The sequence below is a fragment of the Polynucleobacter sp. UB-Siik-W21 genome (assembly GCF_018687415.1).
Lineage (GTDB): Bacteria > Pseudomonadota > Gammaproteobacteria > Burkholderiales > Burkholderiaceae > Polynucleobacter.
The window spans coordinates 1,090,599-1,109,281 of record NZ_CP061289.1; the positions used below are offsets into that span (position 1 = coordinate 1,090,599).

Annotated in this window: 16 protein-coding genes, 1 tRNA gene and 1 riboswitch; of the genes, 11 read left to right on the forward strand and 6 right to left on the reverse strand. The window is 46.0% G+C overall.

All coding sequences use genetic code 11. The annotated features are described in order from the left end of the window. Positions 1-10 precede the first annotated feature (10 nt). Entirely contained in the window at positions 11-2,137 is a 2,127-nt protein-coding gene (gene scpA, locus C2756_RS05690; protein WP_371817097.1) for a methylmalonyl-CoA mutase, read from the reverse strand. 151 nt (positions 2,138-2,288) lie between these two features. On the opposite strand from scpA, the gene C2756_RS05695 reads away from it, so the two are divergent. Then, a complete protein-coding gene (locus tag C2756_RS05695) occupies positions 2,289-2,927 on the forward strand; it encodes a GntR family transcriptional regulator (RefSeq protein ID WP_215317943.1) in 639 nt (212 codons plus the stop codon). A gap of 85 nt (positions 2,928-3,012) precedes the next feature. Here the strand turns inward: C2756_RS05695 and C2756_RS05700 are convergent, their stop codons facing one another. Both C2756_RS05700 and C2756_RS05705 read right to left on the reverse strand, forming a co-directional pair. Further along, complete coding sequence (locus C2756_RS05700) at positions 3,013-3,366, reverse strand: cytochrome c (protein ID WP_215317945.1); 354 nt, start codon at positions 3,364-3,366, stop codon at positions 3,013-3,015. A gap of 13 nt (positions 3,367-3,379) precedes the next feature. Continuing rightward, the gene (locus tag C2756_RS05705; RefSeq protein WP_251371992.1) at positions 3,380-3,745 is read right to left on the reverse strand and encodes a cytochrome c; all 366 of its coding nucleotides are present in this window, start codon (positions 3,743-3,745) and stop codon (positions 3,380-3,382) included. 173 nt (positions 3,746-3,918) lie between these two features. Here C2756_RS05705 and C2756_RS05710 point away from each other — a divergent pair, with 173 nt between their 5' ends. Genes C2756_RS05710 through C2756_RS05720 form a run of 3 tightly spaced genes read left to right on the forward strand, consistent with a single transcriptional unit; the run spans position 3,919 to position 6,503 of the window. Beyond that, on the forward strand, positions 3,919-4,800 hold the full coding sequence (locus tag C2756_RS05710; protein ID WP_215317946.1) for a MoxR family ATPase: 882 nt from the start codon (positions 3,919-3,921) through the stop codon (positions 4,798-4,800). 19 nt (positions 4,801-4,819) lie between these two features. After that, positions 4,820-5,995 carry a VWA domain-containing protein gene (locus C2756_RS05715; protein WP_215317948.1) on the forward strand — a complete coding sequence of 392 codons (1,176 nt, stop codon included), beginning with the start codon at positions 4,820-4,822 and terminating at the stop codon, positions 5,993-5,995. 52 nt (positions 5,996-6,047) lie between these two features. Then, positions 6,048-6,503 (forward strand): RidA family protein, encoded by a 456-nt coding sequence (locus C2756_RS05720; protein WP_215317950.1) that lies wholly within the window; start codon positions 6,048-6,050, stop codon positions 6,501-6,503. 7 nt (positions 6,504-6,510) lie between these two features. Here the strand turns inward: C2756_RS05720 and C2756_RS05725 are convergent, their stop codons facing one another. Further along, the gene (locus C2756_RS05725; RefSeq protein ID WP_215317951.1) at positions 6,511-7,152 is read right to left on the reverse strand and encodes an NTP transferase domain-containing protein; all 642 of its coding nucleotides are present in this window, start codon (positions 7,150-7,152) and stop codon (positions 6,511-6,513) included. A gap of 47 nt (positions 7,153-7,199) precedes the next feature. Here C2756_RS05725 and C2756_RS05730 point away from each other — a divergent pair, with 47 nt between their 5' ends. After that, positions 7,200-8,159: an XdhC family protein gene (locus C2756_RS05730; RefSeq protein WP_215317952.1), complete on the forward strand. Its 960-nt coding sequence runs from the start codon at positions 7,200-7,202 to the stop codon at positions 8,157-8,159. A 9-nt stretch (positions 8,160-8,168) separates the two neighbouring features. On the opposite strand, the gene parC is transcribed toward C2756_RS05730, so the two are convergent. Both parC and C2756_RS05740 read right to left on the reverse strand, forming a co-directional pair. Further along, positions 8,169-10,463, reverse strand: coding sequence for a DNA topoisomerase IV subunit A (parC, locus tag C2756_RS05735; protein ID WP_215320852.1), 2,295 nt, complete (start codon positions 10,461-10,463; stop codon positions 8,169-8,171). Between the two features lie 164 nt (positions 10,464-10,627). After that, positions 10,628-12,616, reverse strand: a complete 1,989-nt coding sequence (locus C2756_RS05740) for a DNA topoisomerase IV subunit B (RefSeq protein WP_215317953.1) — start codon at positions 12,614-12,616, stop codon at positions 10,628-10,630. 79 nt (positions 12,617-12,695) lie between these two features. On the opposite strand from C2756_RS05740, the gene C2756_RS05745 reads away from it, so the two are divergent. The 6 genes from C2756_RS05745 to thiC all read left to right on the forward strand — a co-directional run bounded on the left by C2756_RS05745 (position 12,696) and on the right by thiC (position 18,663). Next, positions 12,696-13,916 carry a CaiB/BaiF CoA-transferase family protein gene (locus tag C2756_RS05745; RefSeq protein ID WP_215317954.1) on the forward strand — a complete coding sequence of 407 codons (1,221 nt, stop codon included), beginning with the start codon at positions 12,696-12,698 and terminating at the stop codon, positions 13,914-13,916. 8 nt (positions 13,917-13,924) lie between these two features. Then, positions 13,925-15,145 carry an MFS transporter gene (locus C2756_RS05750; protein ID WP_370624043.1) on the forward strand — a complete coding sequence of 407 codons (1,221 nt, stop codon included), beginning with the start codon at positions 13,925-13,927 and terminating at the stop codon, positions 15,143-15,145. Further along, entirely contained in the window at positions 15,138-15,284 is a 147-nt protein-coding gene (locus C2756_RS05755) for a hypothetical protein (protein WP_215317956.1), read from the forward strand. Before C2756_RS05750 ends, C2756_RS05755 begins: the two co-directional genes overlap by 8 nt. Before the next feature lie 93 nt (positions 15,285-15,377). Further along, positions 15,378-15,452, forward strand: a tRNA-Arg gene (locus C2756_RS05760). Between the two features lie 216 nt (positions 15,453-15,668). Further along, positions 15,669-16,502, forward strand: a complete 834-nt coding sequence (locus C2756_RS05765) for an NUDIX hydrolase family protein (RefSeq protein ID WP_215317957.1) — start codon at positions 15,669-15,671, stop codon at positions 16,500-16,502. 75 nt (positions 16,503-16,577) lie between these two features. Beyond that, positions 16,578-16,685, forward strand: a riboswitch (TPP riboswitch). A 37-nt stretch (positions 16,686-16,722) separates the two neighbouring features. Continuing rightward, positions 16,723-18,663 (forward strand): phosphomethylpyrimidine synthase ThiC, encoded by a 1,941-nt coding sequence (gene thiC, locus C2756_RS05770; protein ID WP_251371993.1) that lies wholly within the window; start codon positions 16,723-16,725, stop codon positions 18,661-18,663. Positions 18,664-18,683 lie beyond the last annotated feature (20 nt).

Consider the following 18,683-nt stretch of genomic DNA (forward strand, 5'->3'; position numbering starts at 1 on the left):
TAACTTTGTATCAAACAGGTTTTACAGATTGACGAATTTGCTCAAGCACATCCTTTGCTGAAGCTGGAATTGGGGTGCCTGGACCATAAATCCCTTTGACGCCCGCTTCGTAAAGAAACTCGTAGTCTTGTCTTGGGATTACACCGCCGACAAAAACAATAATGTCATCAGAACCTTGTTTCTTCAATTCAGCAATGATGGCTGGCACTAGAGTTTTGTGACCTGCCGCCAAAGTAGATACACCTAGAGCATGAACGTCATTCTCAATCGCCTGACGGGCGCATTCTTCAGGTGTTTGAAATAAGGGTCCGATATCCACATCGAAGCCCAAATCCGCATAGGCAGTCGCTACGACTTTAGCCCCACGATCATGTCCATCTTGGCCTAGTTTGGCAATCATCACGCGAGGGCGACGACCAAACTCTTTGGCAAAGTCAGCGATTTCAGTTTGTAATTTTGACCAGCCCTCGGCTGAGTCATAAGCAGCTGCATACACTCCGGTCACCTTTTGAGTATCGGCGCGATGGCGCCCGTAAACTTTCTCTAACGCATCAGACACTTCACCAACGGTCGCACGCAAACGAATTGCATTAACAGATAACTCCAACAAATTACCGGAGTGATCTTCTGCAGCCTTAGTTAAAGCCTCTAATGCAGCCTCTACTTTTTTACTATCGCGCTTGGCTTTGATTTGCTTTAAACGCACGACTTGACCTTCACGAACCCTGTCGTTATCAATCATTAATACATCCACAAGATCTTCCTTGCCCAGCTTATATTTATTGACGCCAACAATCACGTCAGTGCCTGAGTCGATCTTGGCCTGTTTTTCAGCTGCCGCTGCTTCAATCTTCAGCTTAGCCCAACCACTTTCAACTGCCTTTGTCATGCCGCCCATCGCATCAACCTCTTGAATAATGTCCCAAGCTTTATCGGCCATCTCTTGAGTGAGGCTCTCCATCATGTAAGAACCAGCCCAGGGATCGATCACGCTAGTAATGTGGGTTTCTTCCTGAAGTATCAACTGCGTATTGCGAGCAATGCGGCTTGAAAACTCAGAAGGCAAAGCGATTGCCTCGTCTAGAGAATTGGTATGCAAGGATTGAGTGCCCCCAAAGACAGCAGCCATTGCTTCAACCGTAGTTCTCACGACATTGTTATAGGGGTCTTGTTCTGTCAATGACCAGCCCGAAGTTTGACAATGCGTCCGCAACATCAAAGACTTTGGATTCTGTGGTTCAAATGATTTCATAATGCGCCACCACAGCAAGCGTGCCGCACGTAATTTAGCAACTTCCAAGTAGAAGTTCATGCCGATTGCAAAGAAGAATGAAAGACGCCCAGCAAAGCCATCAACATCCAAACCTTTAGCAAGCGCTGTTTTGACATATTCCTTACCGTCAGCCAAGGTGAATGCCAATTCCAATACTTGGTTTGCTCCAGCTTCTTGCATGTGATAACCCGATATCGAGATCGAGTTAAATTTCGGCATGTGTTGCGCGGTGTACTCAATGATGTCGCCAATAATGAGCATCGAAGGTTCTGGCGGGTAAATATAGGTATTACGCACCATGAACTCTTTCAGAATGTCGTTCTGAATGGTGCCTGATAGCAGTTCTTGCTTAACACCTTGCTCTTCGCCAGCAACAATATAGCCCGCTAACACTGGCAATACAGCACCATTCATCGTCATCGATACAGACACTTTGTCCAGCGGAATACCATCGAACAAAATCTTCATATCTTCTACAGAGTCAATGGCGACTCCCGCCTTACCAACGTCACCCGTAACGCGTGGATGATCAGAGTCATAACCTCGATGTGTTGCCAAGTCGAATGCAACAGAAACACCTTGTCCACCCGCATCTAATGCTTTGCGATAAAAGGCATTCGATTCTTCTGCAGTCGAGAATCCTGCGTACTGACGAATCGTCCATGGCCTCACGGAATACATCGTTGCTTGTGGTCCGCGCAAATAAGGCTCGAAACCAGGCAAAGTATCGGTGTAATTTAAGTTCTCTGTGTCTAATGAGGTGTAAAGCGCTTTTAACTGAATACCATCAGGAGTATTCCAGCCCAGCTTATCCACATCGCCATTTGGTGCTGATTTTTGGGCAGACTTTTTCCAAGTCTCTATATTGACTTCTGGAAATGATGGCCATGCACTAGCTGGACTTTTCTTTTCTGAACTCACAAAGCACTCCCGTTTAATATGTTGCATTGCATCTAAGATTTTGTAATTCTGCTTGACTATTTGGAATTTGTCTAGATATCATGTATTCATAATTATGGATACAAAACTGAATAATCGACCTTTATACGAAGACGTAGCCGATCGTCTCCGAGAGCAAATTTTTGCTAAGGAACTAGCTCCTGGAAGCTGGCTAGATGAACAACGCTTGGCAGAACAATTTGGTATCAGTCGAACCCCGATGCGCGAAGCTATTAAAGTACTGGCCTCTGAGGGGCTAGTGACTATCAAAATGCGCCGTGGAGCCTATGTCACTGAGGTCGCCAGAAAAGATTTAGAGCAAATTTTTACAATCCTCTCCCTGCTGGAAGGTGAAGCAGCCAGGGAAACCGCTGCTAAAGCAAGCGAAGATGAGTTAAATCAATTGGACTATTGGCATCACCGTCTTGAAAAGGCAGCCGCAGATCGAGATATTGAGCAATTTTTCGAGATTAATGGCAAATTTCATGAATTAATCCAAGAAATCGCCGGAAATCGCTGGATGAATGGGGTCATTGCAGATCTTCGTAAGGTGCTTAAATTACATCGGAAGGATTCTCTAACCAGTACAGGAAGACTACAAAACTCTCTAGTGGAGCATCGTGACATCCTCAACGCGCTATTGAAAAGAGACCAAACTGGGGCTGAAACTGCTATGCGCAAACACTTTGCAAGAGGCTTAGAAGCTTTGAGATAAAAGTTTTTACTATAAATAACAATGGCTTAGAAGATTATTCTAAACCATTGTATTGAATACCCAATGAAGAACTACTGAAACGGATTTACTTCTTAATAACGAAGTTTCCAGGTAAAGAGGCAACATAAGCTGCAATGTCCTGCATGTCAGCATCAGAGAATGCCTGAACTTGCGAGCCCATCACGGCATTATTACGTCCATATTGAGCATTTCCATTGCCTACTTTGTAAGCTTTCAAGGCGTAATAAATGTAATCAGGATATTGACCAGCCAATTTTGGGTAGGCAGGCAGGATCGGTGCATTTAAACCAGCACCATGGCAAGAAGCGCAATTGGCTTTCTCAACTAAAGCTTGACCTTTTTCAACGCTGGCAGCGTTAGCAACATGAACCAAGCCAATACTGGAAAGCAAAACTGCTGTAACTAGTGCAAATTTCATAAACGTGTCTCTATCACTTCAATGGGTTGTTAGGTGAGCTGGCAGTTTGCGCAGCATAGTATTCGCCAATATCAGCCATATCTTGGTCAGACAAGCTAGCGGCGATAGCTCGCATAGATGGATGCTTTCTGTTGCCCTTCTTGTATTCAGCTAAGGAGGAAGCAATGTAAGCGGCATTTTGGCCGCCCAACATAGGCACTCTGTAAACCAACGGATAGTCAGCACGGTAATCAGGGATGGAATGGCAGCCAACACAAAGCCAAACCTTGCCGTTGCCCGCAGCCGCATTGCCTTTAACTTCATCAGCCTGAGCGGCAAATCCAGTTAATGCTATACCAGCACAAACAAGCAATCGAGTAAGAATGGAGAGTTTTTTCATAGAAATCTATATTTATCAGTTTGATTTAAATCAACCACCGAGAGTATAGCGGAGAGATGCTCTCCCAACCACGATTTCCCCATTTCTGATCTCTAAATCAAGAGAAATTCTGAAGATTGGGCGCTATTTCCCTATACTTAATCATCCGATAAAAGACCTCTAGATTACCTCTCATGACCCACCCACTCAACACATCCTCTGCCCAAAATTCAAAGCGCTTTGACGGTAGTCAAAGCTATGTTGCGACCGATGACCTCAAACTGGCAGTGAATGCAGCGATAGCGCTTCAGCGCCCCCTGTTAATCAAAGGTGAGCCAGGTACAGGCAAAACCATGCTGGCTGAAGAAGTCGCAGCCGCTCTCAAAATGCCACTCTTGCAGTGGCACATCAAGTCCACCACCAAAGCACAGCAAGGTTTATATGAATACGACGCTGTCAGTCGTTTGCGCGATTCTCAACTGGGCGATGAAAAGGTTAAAGATATTCGCAACTACATAGTCAAAGGTGTTTTATGGCAAGCCTTTGAAGCAAACGAACCCACTGTTTTGCTCATCGATGAAATTGATAAGGCGGACATTGAATTTCCGAATGACCTTTTGCGTGAAATTGATCGCATGGAATTCTATGTCTATGAAACCCGCGAGCTGATTAAGGCAATGCATCGCCCTCTCGTCATCATTACCTCCAATAATGAAAAAGAATTACCAGATGCCTTTTTGCGCCGCTGCTTCTTTCATTACATCACTTTCCCTGATGCTAAAACTATGCAAAGTATCGTGGATGTGCATCACCCCAGTATCAAACAAGATCTCCTAGAGGCGGCCCTCAAAGCCTTTTACCAAATACGCTCGCTGCCAGGCCTCAAGAAGAAGCCCTCTACCTCTGAACTCATTGACTGGCTCAAGCTTTTATTGGCAGAAGACATTCCTCCAGATGCACTCTATAGTCAAGATGACAAGATCGTTGTTCCTCCACTGCACGGCGCTTTATTAAAGAATGAACAAGATGTTCATTTATTTGAGCGCTTAGTGATGATGAATCGTAACCATCGCTAATTGCTCTTAGGCTCATGCGATGTTGATTCAATTCTTTCTCAATCTGAAAGAGGCTAAGGTACCGGTTTCAGTTAGAGAGTTTTTGACTCTCTTAGAAGCATTAAAGTCAGGGGTCATCAACCCGTCGATCGATGAGTTTTACCAACTCTCGCGAATGACGCTCGTGAAAGACGAGCAACATTTTGATCGCTTTGACCAGGTATTTGGCTCGTACTTTAAAGGTGTTGAGCAAATCATCGCCATGACTCCTGATATTCCAATGGAGTGGCTAGAAAAGAAACTACAACGCGTTTTAACCGATGAAGAAAAAGCGGTACTCCAAAAACTGGGCGGTCCAGAAGCGCTTAAGAAACGTCTTGAAGAATTACTGAAAGAGCAAAAAGATTGGCATGGTGGTGGCAATAAATGGATTGGGGCTGGTGGCTCCTCGCCTTTTGGGCATAGTGGCTATCACCCAGAGGGCATTCGAATTGGCGGGGAAAGCGCAGGCAATCGCACTGCCATCAAAGTATGGGAGGCTCGAGAATTTAAGGATTACGACAGTGATCTTGCCTTGGGCACCCGCAATATCAAAGTTGCATTACGACGTCTTCGTCGCTTTGCTCGAGAGGGTTCAGTGTTAGAGCTCGACTTAGATAAGACCATACATTCGACTGCTGCGAATGCTGGCATGCTCGATATTCAGATGCGACCTGAGCGGCACAATCAAGTCAAAGTATTGCTTCTCATGGATGTCGGTGGCTCGATGGATGACCACATCAAGCAGATAGGAGAATTATTCTCCGCTGCCAAAGCAGAGTTCAAGCATCTGGAGTATTACTATTTTCATAATTGCGTTTATGAAAATCTCTGGCAAAGTAATCGTCGTCGCAGAGATCAAGTCACTTCTACGCAAGACATCATCAATAAATATGGTCCTGACTACAAACTGATTTTTGTAGGTGATGCCACCATGTCACCTTATGAAATCCTGAGCCCAAATGGCTCTGTTGAATATAACAATCAAGAGGCTGGCGCCGTTTGGATTAACCGCCTCTTAGATCACTTCCCTCACTTTGCCTGGCTTAATCCAGAGCCAGAATCCATTTGGGAGTATCGACAATCCATCGATATCATGAAAAACCTTATGAAGGATCATATGTATCCAGTGACCTTAAATGGTCTCGAGAGCGCAATGCGTCAGCTCTCGAAATAATTAAGCAGTAAGATTCTTTCATTAAATATCTTTTAAAGATTGAAATAACACTATGAGCATAATTAGCGATCGCCTGAAAACCCTTGGCATTGATTTGCCTCCACCTGGACCACCAGCAGCGGCTTATGTGATGGCAGCGACAACTGGCAATACGGTATTTTTATCTGGCCATATTGCCAAGCACGATGGCAAACCTTGGGTTGGCAAGTTAGGTCAGGATATGAATACCGAGACTGGCAAAGCGGCCGCTCGCTCAATCGCAATTGATTTGATTTCTACATTACAGAATCACCTTGGCTCGCTCGATAAAGTCAAACGGATTGTCAAAGTGATGGGCTTAGTCAACTCTACAAACGAATACACAGAACAGCACCTTGTTGTTAACGGCTGCTCAGAACTCTTATTGGAAGTCTTTGGCGATGCTGGCAAACATGCTCGTAGCGCTTTTGGAGCAGCACAAATCCCATTAGGTGCTTGCGTTGAGATTGAACTGATCGCAGAGATCTGAATAATCTCTAAGAACGTGTGATCCCTAGTTTCTGGATGTCAGCATCGGTGTCGACATCGAGGATGAAAGCTGCATGATCTGTTTCGTAAATTTTGACTAGGTCTGGGTGTTGATCCATATAAGGTCGACACACCATATTCGGCATTGACAAAATTGCCTCTACTGCCTTTCTAGAGAACAATACTGGGTTACCACGTTGTCCATTGACTTGTGGCATCACTATTTCTTCTGGATCTTTTCGGTCTACAAACTGCTCCAATAAAACCACCAACTCTTTATCAGTAATGTGAGGCTGATCGCTCAGGCATACCGCAAGTACATCAAATTGACTTTGTAGACTCTCTAGTGCCAGTCGCACCGATGAGCCCTGACCCTGAGCAGACTTTGAGTTATGAATGACGGTGATTGCTGCATTGGTCGTTTTACCTACGCGTTTTAGTTCGGCTTCAATAGCTTGTGCATGAAATCCAGTCACGACCAAAAACTCCACTGTATTGAGCATATCAACAGAGGTACAGAAGGTTTCTAATAAGCTTTTTCCATCTTGACGAAGCAAGGCTTTTGGAATCGAGCCCATGCGACTTCCTTCACCAGCAGCCAATAGGACAATGGCCAGCTTCAGATTGGTAGATTTACCCGAGAGAGTCATTAGAGTGATAATAAATAAGAATCTAAAAAAATATAAAAAGACATTACATGAATAGTACTGATTTAAGCGTCCTCAAATCTGCAGTGACCTGGTTAACAGCAGGTCACCCTGTGGCTATTGCTACCGTAGTCCAAACTTGGGGCTCAGCACCCCGCCCTGTGGGCTCATGGCTAGCGATTCGACAAGATGGTCAAGTAGCAGGCTCCGTATCAGGTGGATGCGTCGAAGATGACTTGATTAGCCGCGTCCAAACTGAAATTCTGACGCGCGATACCCCTGAAATGGTGATCTATGGCGTGAGTCAAGAAGAAGCGGCGCGCTTTGGACTTCCCTGTGGCGGCACTTTACGTCTCTTGGTAGAGCCTAGACCCGAATTAGCAGTGCTTGAGAAATTACTTGAGTCCATCACTTCACACCAAGTCACAAGACGCAGTGTCAATATCGCTAGTGGTCAATCGACTTTGCAGGCCGGCAATCGGAATGATGAATTTACTTGCACCGCTACTGAGATGTGCACCACTTATGGACCCCGTTGGCGCATGGTAATCATTGGTGCTGGTCAGTTATCTTTGTACACCGCAGACTTTGCCTTAGCCTCTGACTTTGAAGTGATTGTGATTGATCCACGAGAAGAATATGCCGAAGGTCTTAATCGTGATGACGTGACTTTTATCAAAGGTATGCCAGATGATGTTTTACTCGAGATTGGTGTCGACCCCCATACTGCTGTTGTGGCGCTAACACACGATCCCAAGCTTGATGACATGGCGCTGATGGAAGCCTTAAAGTCCCCCGCTTTTTATGTGGGCGCTTTAGGTAGTCGCAATAACACTCAAAAACGCAAAGAGCGTTTAATCGATTTTGATGTCAGCAAAGAGGAGGTGGAGCGCTTGCATGGGCCAGTGGGCCTCTACATCGGAGCACTCACCCCACCAGAAATCGCAGTATCTATTCTGGCGGAAGTGATCGCCGTTAAATACGGTGTTGCGATTCCGAAGAAAGTTTAATTTTTCGGCTTAGTTAGCCTTCAGCTTGCCCTCTTTGAGGCGTGGCTCCACGAAATGACCTTTGCGTGCGCGGTTGCCAGCAAACGACTTTAGGGTTTTTGCATCCAAACTCAGTTCAGTAGGCTTACCGGCTCGTCCTGCCCCTGAATAGGTAGCGCCATTTGGTCCCACCGCAATGGCAGAAGCCATAAACTCTTTGTCATCCAAGCCCATCAAGATCACGCCTTTGCCACCAGTTGGCAGACGCTTGAGCTCATCTAACGGGAATACAAGCAACTTAGAAGCTTCTGATAAGCAGGCAACTTGCTTCATGCCAACTTGTACCTGAGTGGCCCCTAAAGGCGCATCACCCGGCACTTTAGCATCAACAGTAATAAAAGATTTGCCAGCCTTATTGCGTGTAGTCATATCCGACACATTAGCCAAGAAACCATAACCTGCTTTAGTAGAAAGTAATACCAAATCATCGGGCTGACCAGCGTAATAAGCGACCATTTGCGAGCCTGCCGCTAAGTTTACAAAGCTGGTCAATGGAGAGCCATCACCGCGTGCACCAGGTAGCTCGCTCACGGGCACTGTATAGACACGGCCATCACTACCGAAGCCCTGAATAACATCTACCGTTCGCACCTCGAAGGTTGCATAGAGCGCATCACCAGCCTTAAAACTAAATTGTGTGGCGTCATGCTCATGGCCTTGTCGCACCCTGACCCAGCCTTTTTGAGAAACGATCACAGTGACTGGCTCATCAATCACTTTGGTTTCTGCAACAGCGCGCTTATCTTCCTGAATCAAAGTGCGACGATCGTCACCAAAGTCTTTGATATCAGATTCGATTTCTTTAATGATGCGTTTACGTAAAACAGTATCACTTTGTAACAAGCCTTCTAAATCATCACGCTCGGATTTAAGCTCTTTAAGCTCTTGCTCAATCTTGATGCCCTCTAAGCGCGCCAATTGCCGCAAGCGAATATCAAGAATGTCTTCAGCTTGACGATCCGTAAGTTTGAACTCTTTCATCAGATCAGCTTTGGGCTCATCGCTATTGCGAATGATCTTGATAACCTTATCAATATTGAGAAGAACCGTTAAGCGCCCTTCCAAAATATGCATGCGGTCTTTAACTTTGCCTAAGCGGAACTGAGTACGACGTGTGACTGTTGCCACTCTGAACGCTATCCACTCAGAAATAATCTCTTTTAAGCCTTTTTGACGTGGTCGACCATCATTACCAATCATCACCAAATTCATCGGTGCATTAGATTCCAAGGAGGTATGCGCCAATAGCAGATTTACAAACTCATTGACATCAATATTCTTGCTCTTTGGCTCAAACACCAGGCGCACTGCTGCATCCTTACTAGACTCATCGCGCACTCCATCGAGCACGTTCAAGATCGTAGATTTGAGATTATTTTGTTCAGGAGTTAGGGTCTTCTTGCCAACCTTCACTTTAGGATTGGTGATCTCTTCGATTTCTTGCAAGACACGTTGCGATGAAGCAGATGGTGGTAATTCATTAACAACGACCTGCCATTGACCACGGGCCAACTCTTCTACAGACCAACGGGCACGCACTTTAACGCTGCCACGGCCAGTTTCATAGATCTGCGCAATTTCAGCTGTAGAAGAAATAATCTGACCACCACCTGGATAGTCTGGGCCAGGCATGATCTCTAATAAATCAGCTGTTGAGAGCTTGGGTGACTTCATTAAAGCGATTGCTGCAGAAGCAACCTCTCGCAAGTTATGCGAAGGAATTTCAGTAGCCATACCTACTGCAATCCCAGAGGCACCGTTTAATAAAACAAATGGTAAGCGTGCTGGTAATAGCTTCGGTTCTTGAAATGAGCCGTCATAGTTTGGTGCAAAGTCGACAGTACCCTCATCGATTTCACTGAGTAATAAGCCAGCAATTTTGGTTAAGCGGGCTTCGGTATAACGCATCGCTGCTGCACCGTCGCCATCGCGCGAACCGAAATTACCTTGCCCATCGATTAATGGATAGCGCAATGAAAAGCTCTGGGCTAGGCGAACTAAAGCGTCATAAGCTGATTGGTCGCCATGCGGATGAAATTTACCTAATACATCACCCACAACACGAGCACTCTTCACGGGCTTAGCATCGGCGCGCAAACCCATTTCGCTCATCGAGAACAAGATACGGCGCTGGACAGGCTTTTGACCATCAGAGACATCTGGTAATGCACGACCTTTGACAACGCTAATGGCGTAATCCAAATAGGCACGCTCAGCATAGACGGCTAGCGTCAAACTGTCTTTATTGTCTTCATTGAGATTCATGGTTTTAGGATCGTGTGGATCCTTGGGGCCATTCGGAGTTGAGGATTGTCCTTTTGATGCAGTAGCCTGATCAAGCTCAACAATTTCCATCTCTTCGATAGAGGATGAAAATAGATCTGCCTGCTCAACTGCTGGCTTCTTGCCTGGAGTCTTTTTCGTAGCCATTAAATATCTGCCTCCACTTCATTGCCACGCTCTTCTAGCCAATCACGACGTGCACCAGACTCTGATTTACCCATCAACATATCCATGGTTTTAAAGGTCTCATCTTCAGTCCAGGTGCCTAAAGTAACCGGCAACAAACGCCGCGTATCTGGGTTGAGGGTGGTATCCCACAATTGCTCAGCACTCATCTCACCCAAGCCTTTAAAGCGAGAGATCTGCCAGGCAGACTCTTTGACGCCATCCTTGCGTAACTTATCTTCAATGGCTTGCAACTCGCTCGCATCGAGCGCATAAATTTTTTGTGCTGGTTTTTTACCACGCGCAGGTGCATCTACTCTAAAGAGCGGCGGTCTAGAAATATGGACATGGCCTAACTCAATGAGTTTTGGAAAATGTTTGTAAAACAAGGTGAGCAGCAATACTTGAATATGCGCGCCATCAACGTCCGCATCAGATAAGATACAAACCTTGCCGTAACGCAAGTTAGAGAGATCCGGATTGTCATTCGGACCGTGTGGGTCAACACCAATCGCTACCGCAATATCGTGGACTTCATTATTTGCAAATAGGCGATCACGCTCTGCTTCCCAAGTATTCAAAACCTTACCGCGCAAGGGCAAGATGGCCTGATATTCCTTATTACGACCCATTTTGGCTGAGCCGCCTGCTGAATCACCCTCTACCAAGAAGATCTCGTTTTGGGCAATATCCTCACTCTCGCAATCCGTCAATTTTCCAGGAAGTACCGCAACGCCAGAAGACTTTTTCTTTTCGACTTTTTGACCAGCTCGTGTTCTAGCCTGTGCTTGTTTAATGACCAAGTCTGCGAGCTTGCGACCATAGTCAACATGTTGATTGAGCCAAAGCTCTAGAGCTGATTTTGCGTATCCAGAAACCAAACGCACTGCATCTCGCGAATTTAAGCGCTCTTTAATCTGACCTTGAAATTGCGGATCTAATACTTTGGCAGACAAAATAAAGGAAGCGCGTGCGAACACGTCTTCAGGCATGAGCTTCACACCCTTTGGTTGCAAAGCATGCATCTCAATAAAACCTTTGACAGCATTAAAGAGCCCTTCGCGTAAACCACTTTCATGTGTTCCACCGGCAGGTGTTGGAATCAAGTTCACATAACTTTCACGGACCGGTGCGCCATCTTCGGTCCAGCTCACTACCCATGCTGCGCCCTCGCCTTCGGCAAAGGAATCATCTTCACCAGTGCCAGTAGCGTATTGCTCACCTTCAAAAGCTGGGATCACTTCTGGACCATGCCCAGCTTGGGCAATCGCCTCATTGAGGTAGCCGCGTAAGCCTTGGGCATATTGCCATGTTTGACTGTCGCCAGACTTCTCTTGAATCAATGTGACTTTGACGCCTGGCAAAAGAACTGCTTTGGATCTGAGCAAGCGAATCAGATCTGCCATCGGAATCGCGGAGCTATCAAAATATTTACCGTCGGGCCATGCACGCACGCGCGTGCCATGTGACTTATCGTCTTTAGTAGAGGATTTGGATTTGAGTTTCTCAATCACTTTGCCATCAGCAAAGGTCAAGGTAGAAACTTGACCATCACGCCAAACAGTGACCTCTAATCGTTTAGACAGTGCATTGGTTACAGAGACACCGACACCATGCAAGCCGCCAGAAAAAGCGTAGGCACCACCAGTGCCTTTTTCAAATTTACCGCCAGCATGAAGCTGTGTGAAGACGATTTCGACGACGGGCAACTTTTCTGTAGGATGCATACCAACTGGAATACCGCGACCATCATCTTCCACGCTTACGCTGCCGTCTGTATGCAAAGTAACCATGATTTGCTTACCAAATCCGCCCAGAGCTTCATCGGAAGCGTTATCTAAGACCTCTTGAATGATATGCAAAGGATTGTCAGTTCGGGTGTACATCCCAGGACGCTGACGGACTGGTTCTAGTCCTTTGAGGACCTGAATCGACGATTCGCTGTATTCGGAAGTTTTACGGGTAGCCATGCGCGCAAATTGTAGTCATGTCTGAGCCTAAGTCGGAACTTTTCCCGAATTCCCCTGTCATCCATGCCAAAATTGGGGCATGGGAGCCTTAAGTCATATTCGTGTTTTAGACCTCAGCCGGGTGCTTGCGGGTCCCTGGTGCGCTCAAAATCTCGCAGATTTAGGTGCGGACGTTATTAAAGTTGAGCGCCCAGGCGCTGGAGACGATACCCGCCACTGGGGCCCTCCCTTTGCCAAAGACGCTCATGGTCAAGAAACTGACGAGTCTGCCTACTTTATTTGCATCAATCGCAATAAACGCTCGATTACGGTTGATATCAGCAAATCGGAAGGCCAAGCGATTATTCGTGAGTTGACTGCCGAATCCGATGTGCTAATCGAAAACTACAAAGTGGGCGACCTCGCCAAATATGGCTTGGACTACGAGAGCCTAAAAAAGATTAAGCCAGATTTAATCTATTGCTCTATTACGGGTTTTGGTCAGACCGGCCCTTATGCACATCGACCTGGTTATGACTTCATTATTCAAGGCATTGGTGGATTCATGAGTGTGACTGGTGAAGCAGATGACTTTGAAGGGGCCAGCCCACAAAAATCGGGAGTTGCGATTGCCGACATCTTTACCGGCATGTATGCCTCAACGGCAATCCTGGCTGCAGTAGTACATCGTGATCACACTGGTGAAGGTCAATACATTGACATGTCTTTACTCGATACACAAATCGCTGTGATGGCCAATGTCTCCAGCGCCTATTTAACCTCAGGTGAGGTTCCTCGTCGCTGGGGTAATGCTTCTCCGATCATTGTTCCCTACCAAACCTTCCCCACCTCAGATGGTTGGATGATCGTAGCAGCAGGTAATGATGGCCAGTATCGGCATTTTGTTAACGCAGGGGGCGAAGCTCATCTAGCAGACAATCCACTTTTTTTAACCAACCCCCTACGTGTGCAACATCGCAAACAACTGATTCCATTATTAGAGGCAATGACACGCAAGAAGACTAAGGGCGAATGGATTGCTCTGCTGGAGCAAGCCAATGTGCCTTGCGGTCCGATTAATAATTTCAAAGAAGTATTTGAAAATGAACAAGTAATTGCACGCAATGTGCAAATTAATGTGCCGCATCCAACGGTTGGCAATATGAAATTAGTAGCTAGCCCTATGAAACTATCCAAAACACCTACTGAAGTTCGTATGGCTCCGCCCACTCTCGGGCAACATACTCAAGAAGTACTTCAAGAGCGACTCCATATGGATGACAAATCAATCGCCGCACTTCGCAATAAGGGAATCATTTAATGACCGCTATCTCTAAACCCTCTCTCACCATGAAACAAGTCCTTATTTTTGGTGGGCTCATGGTCACACTCTCCATGGGTATTCGTCATGGTTTTGGCTTATTCAATTTACCCATCACCACGGCCAATGGTTGGGGTCGTGAAACTTTTGCCTTAACGATTGCCCTACAAAATCTCATTTGGGGCGCTGTACAACCAATCACAGGGGCACTAGCAGATCGCTACGGATCATTCAAAATCATGATTGCTGGTGGCGTACTTTATGCGCTCGGTTTAGCAGGCATGGCTGTTTCCACTGATGCACTTAATTTCACCATTGCGGGCGGTTTACTCATTGGTTTAGCACAAACTGCAACCACCTACAGCGTAGTCTATGGCATCTTAGGTCGTAACGTGCCTGCCGATAAACGAGTTTGGGCAATGGGCATTGCAGCAGCAGCAGGTTCGTTTGGTCAATTCCTGATGATCCCCGCAGAACAAGGATTGTTAAGCGCATTCGGTGCGCAAGACGCGCTCTTAATGTTGGGCTTAATGGCCAGCCTGATGATTCCGACGGCGTTTATGTTGCGTGAGAAGAATTTTGTTCACAGCCATAACTTAGGTGATCAAACCATTAAAGAAGCTTTAAAAGAGGCCATCAATAATCCGAGCTTTCAATTATTGACCCTAGGTTATTTTGTTTGTGGATTTCAAGTGGTCTTTATTGCAGTTCATTTAGCACCCTACCTTAAAGATTTATCTTCTATTTATCCTGCCGTAGGCGCACCTGCAGTTGCCACTACTGCACTTGCCTTAATTGGACTATTTAATATCTTTGGTACCTATGGCTCTGGATATTTTGGGCAACGCTTTCCAAAGCGTTATCTGCTCTCAGGAATCTATTTAGGTCGTGCGTTTGCAATCACTGCATTTTTATTGATCCCACCAAGTCCTATGAGCACTTATGTGTTTGCTGCCATCATGGGTTTCTTGTGGCTTTCGACAATTCCATTAACCAACGGCATTGTGGCGCAAATCTTTGGTGTTAAATACCTGACAATGCTTTCAGGTTTAGTATTTTTCTCTCATCAATTGGGTAGTTTTTGTGGTGCTTTCTTAGGGGGATATTTGTTTGATCGCACAGGCTCTTACTTGATTGTTTGGCAGATTGCGATTGCATTAGGAGTATTTGCGTTCTTAGTCAATTTACCAGTGAAAGAGCGTGCCATTGCCAGAGTCGCCAATGCTTAAGCAGCTTAAGCTAGCTTTAAGGAAGTGGATTTTTTATGGCTTCGCATTGCTTGTATTACTCATCATTTTTTCTGCATACTATGCACCCGATATGATGATCGCCATTAGCAATCAAGTGTGGGCTTTATGCGGTTGGTAGTGAAGTTCGCAGTTAAGCAATCATTGGTAAATATGAATGTAGTCAAATTTTCCTTAGCATCATTCTTTAATCATTAAGGAAAAAGTTTTACTACTCGCCGTAGCACAATGGATAGTGCACATGCCTCCTAAGCGTGGGATACAGGTTCGATTCCTGTCGGCGGGACCAACAATGTATTCAGAGTTATCCACAGGCAATGTGGATAAATCGGCAAAAGTTTTCGTAAGTCGCAGATTTATATAGACCGACCTAGCTTGCTTAAATTATCAGCATGTCTTCTTCTGCAAATTTTTGCGATGCGTATTCCTATTGCTTCTCAGTTTTGTGTTAGGAAGTCTTGACAAATTGCGGCGGAGGAAGTCAAGTTCCCTTACACTTCAACGAATGACTGCCTTATCTAATAGCACCATCGCCGCCCTTGAGGAAATGCTCCAGAATACGGCGCGCTCTGCTCCCGCTGATTACTTACCAATTTATTTTGCTCGTGGCGCTAGTGAGGAGCAGGCTATTGGCTACCTTAATCCTGAATTTATTCCTTACCTGCAAGAGCTTCTCAAGAAACAAGCTGTTCCACTGATTTCGATGGGTAATGATCGCTTAAGTATTCACTTAGGCAAGCCTAAAGATGTATCAATGAGCTTAAATCAGCTAGCGAACCACCTGCGCTTGGGTGGCTTTATCCCTGGATGGCGAAACGAAGAGTTTGCTTGGGTCGATCAAAACGGTCATCAATACTTTAGTCTGGAGCGAGCTGCTTTTCGTACTTTTGGATTTCGTAGTATGGCAACCCATATCAATGGTTACACCAAGAGCCAGACAATTTGGTTGGGCAGGCGCAGTGAAAATAAGGCTACCGATCCAGGCAGGTTAGACAACATGGCTGCCGGCGGAATCTCTGCTGATGAAACCCCTTGGGTCTGTGCGCGACGTGAACTCTGGGAAGAAGCCGGAGTGCCCGCGCAAATTGCCGATGCGATTGAGCCCATAACTCGCATTCATATGCGTCGTCCGCTTTCAGGATGCGGTTTTCATGATGAGCAACTCTATGTGTATGACCTGGTGCTAGCCGATAATTTCATTCCTACCAATCATGATGGTGAAGTGAGTGGCTTTATTAACGTTTCTTTTGCGGAAGCCGCTGCCCGTATTCTTGCCGATGAATTCACGAGCGATGCTGCTTTTGTGACTGCCGATTTCCTTTTGCGACGCAATAAATAGCCTTTTAGACCCCTCATTGCCCCTCTTGGACAGCATCCTGCAGCAAAGCGGCTTTTCGTGGTTAAATCTTCCTTAAGGATGAAACAGGGGTGCCCTTAGAGCAGATTTTGCTCACAGGCGCTGAGAAAGACCCTAGAACCCGATCCAGGTAATGCTGGCGTGGGGAGTTACATCAGACCGACACCCGGTTTCGTCCATCTAAAACAGTTAGGAGATGGACATGAGTACAGCTAGCCCCAAAACCACTAAACATGAAATTCCGAGCCTCAAGAGCTTAGAACGCGACTTCGGTCAAAAATTTGCATATCCTGCATCTACCAAAACCTATTTACAAGGTTCACGTGCAGATATCAAAGCACCGATACGCATGATTGAGCAATTACCAACTCGGGTTGGTGAAGAACTGGTTGCTAATCCACCCGTTCCTGTTTACGACACTTCAGGCCCATACAGCGATCCAGAAATCGTTATCAATCTGGAAAAAGGTCTGCCAAGATTGCGTGAGACTTGGATTAAAGAACGCAATGACACTGAACAACTCTCTGGACCCAGCTCTGAGTATGGTGTTGCGCGTTCCCAAGATGAGGCAACTCAAAACTTACGTTTTGCGCATATAAGTGCGCCACGGGTTGCTAAGACAGGCAATAACGTCAGTCAAATGTATTACGCCCGCAAAGGCATTATTACTCCAGAAATGGAATACGTTGCCTTACGTGAATCCATGGGTCTAGAGCAACTTCGTAAAGATCCTGCATATAAGCAATTACTCAAACAACATCCCGGTAAAGGCTATGGCGCCAATCTGCCTGACATCGTCACCGGTGAATTTGTGCGCTCTGAGATTGCTGCTGGTCGCGCCATTATTCCAGCCAACATTAATCACCCAGAATTAGAGCCAATGATTATTGGTCGTAACTTCCGTGTGAAAATCAATGGCAACTTAGGTAACTCTGCTGTGACTTCTTCAATCAATGAAGAAGTAGAGAAAATGGTTTGGTCGATTCGTTGGGGTGCTGACACCATCATGGATCTATCTACTGGTAAACATATTCATGAAACCCGTGAGTGGATTATTCGTAACTCACCAGTTCCAATTGGTACAGTACCGATTTACCAAGCTTTAGATAAAACTGGTGGTATCGCAGAAGATCTCACTTGGGAAATGTTCCGCGATACCTTAATTGAGCAAGCTGAACAAGGTGTGGACTACTTCACAATTCACGCTGGTGTATTACTGCGTTACGTACCGCTGACAGCTGACCGAATCACTGGCATCGTTTCCCGTGGCGGATCCATCATGGCTAAATGGTGCTTGGCTCATCACAAAGAGAACTTCCTCTACACCAAGTTTGATGAGATTTGCGAAATCATGAAGGCCTATGACGTCTCCTTTAGCTTAGGTGATGGCTTACGTCCTGGTTGCATCGCTGACTCAAACGACGCAGCCCAGTTTGGTGAGCTCCATACTCTCGGCGAACTGACTGCCAAGGCTTGGAAACATGATGTGCAGGTGATGATTGAAGGTCCTGGTCACGTTCCGATGCAGCGCATTGAAGAGAATATGACTGAAGAACTCAAGCATTGCTTAGAAGCTCCCTTCTATACCCTCGGACCATTGATTACCGATATCGCCCCTGGTTATGACCATATTACTAGCGGCATCGGTGCAGCACAAATTGGCTGGTATGGCACAGCGATGCTTTGCTATGTCACACCGAAAGAGCATTTAGGTTTGCCAAACAAAGAAGATGTGCGCGAAGGCATCATCACCTATAAGATTGCAGCGCATGGTGCTGACCTTGCAAAAGGTTTGCCTGGTGCTCAAGTACGCGATAACGCCTTGTCGAAAGCCCGTTTTGAGTTCCGCTGGGAAGATCAATTTAATCTCGGCTTAGATCCTGAACGTGCCCGTGAATATCACGATGCTACTTTACCTGCTGAGGGCGCCAAGATTGCGCATTTCTGCTCAATGTGTGGTCCGAAGTTCTGCTCGATGAAAATCACACAAGAAGTGCGTGACTATGCTGCTACATTAGACGCTGATGGCAACCCCAAGCAAGGCTCTAAAGTCATTCCGATTGCAGAAGTGACCGACGCCGCTAAGGGTATGGAAGAAATGTCTGCAGAGTTCCGCAAGCGCGGAAGCGAAATTTATCAGTAACTACGATGAATCAAGCTTTG

Coding starts and splice junctions, on each gene's coding strand:
- thiC (WP_251371993.1), top strand. CDS start 16,723: ATGAGTACAGCTAGCCCCAAAACCACTAAACATGAAATTCCGAGCCTC.
- C2756_RS05745 (WP_215317954.1), top strand. CDS start 12,696: ATGGGAGCCTTAAGTCATATTCGTGTTTTAGACCTCAGCCGGGTGCTT.
- C2756_RS05715 (WP_215317948.1), top strand. CDS start 4,820: ATGTTGATTCAATTCTTTCTCAATCTGAAAGAGGCTAAGGTACCGGTT.
- C2756_RS05755 (WP_215317956.1), top strand. CDS start 15,138: ATGCTTAAGCAGCTTAAGCTAGCTTTAAGGAAGTGGATTTTTTATGGC.
- C2756_RS05720 (WP_215317950.1), top strand. CDS start 6,048: ATGAGCATAATTAGCGATCGCCTGAAAACCCTTGGCATTGATTTGCCT.
- parC (WP_215320852.1), bottom strand. CDS start 10,463: ATGAATCTCAATGAAGACAATAAAGACAGTTTGACGCTAGCCGTCTAT.
- C2756_RS05705 (WP_251371992.1), bottom strand. CDS start 3,745: ATGAAAAAACTCTCCATTCTTACTCGATTGCTTGTTTGTGCTGGTATA.
- C2756_RS05725 (WP_215317951.1), bottom strand. CDS start 7,152: ATGACTCTCTCGGGTAAATCTACCAATCTGAAGCTGGCCATTGTCCTA.
- C2756_RS05765 (WP_215317957.1), top strand. CDS start 15,669: ATGACTGCCTTATCTAATAGCACCATCGCCGCCCTTGAGGAAATGCTC.
- C2756_RS05700 (WP_215317945.1), bottom strand. CDS start 3,366: ATGAAATTTGCACTAGTTACAGCAGTTTTGCTTTCCAGTATTGGCTTG.
- C2756_RS05710 (WP_215317946.1), top strand. CDS start 3,919: ATGACCCACCCACTCAACACATCCTCTGCCCAAAATTCAAAGCGCTTT.
- C2756_RS05730 (WP_215317952.1), top strand. CDS start 7,200: ATGAATAGTACTGATTTAAGCGTCCTCAAATCTGCAGTGACCTGGTTA.
- C2756_RS05695 (WP_215317943.1), top strand. CDS start 2,289: ATGGATACAAAACTGAATAATCGACCTTTATACGAAGACGTAGCCGAT.
- C2756_RS05740 (WP_215317953.1), bottom strand. CDS start 12,616: ATGGCTACCCGTAAAACTTCCGAATACAGCGAATCGTCGATTCAGGTC.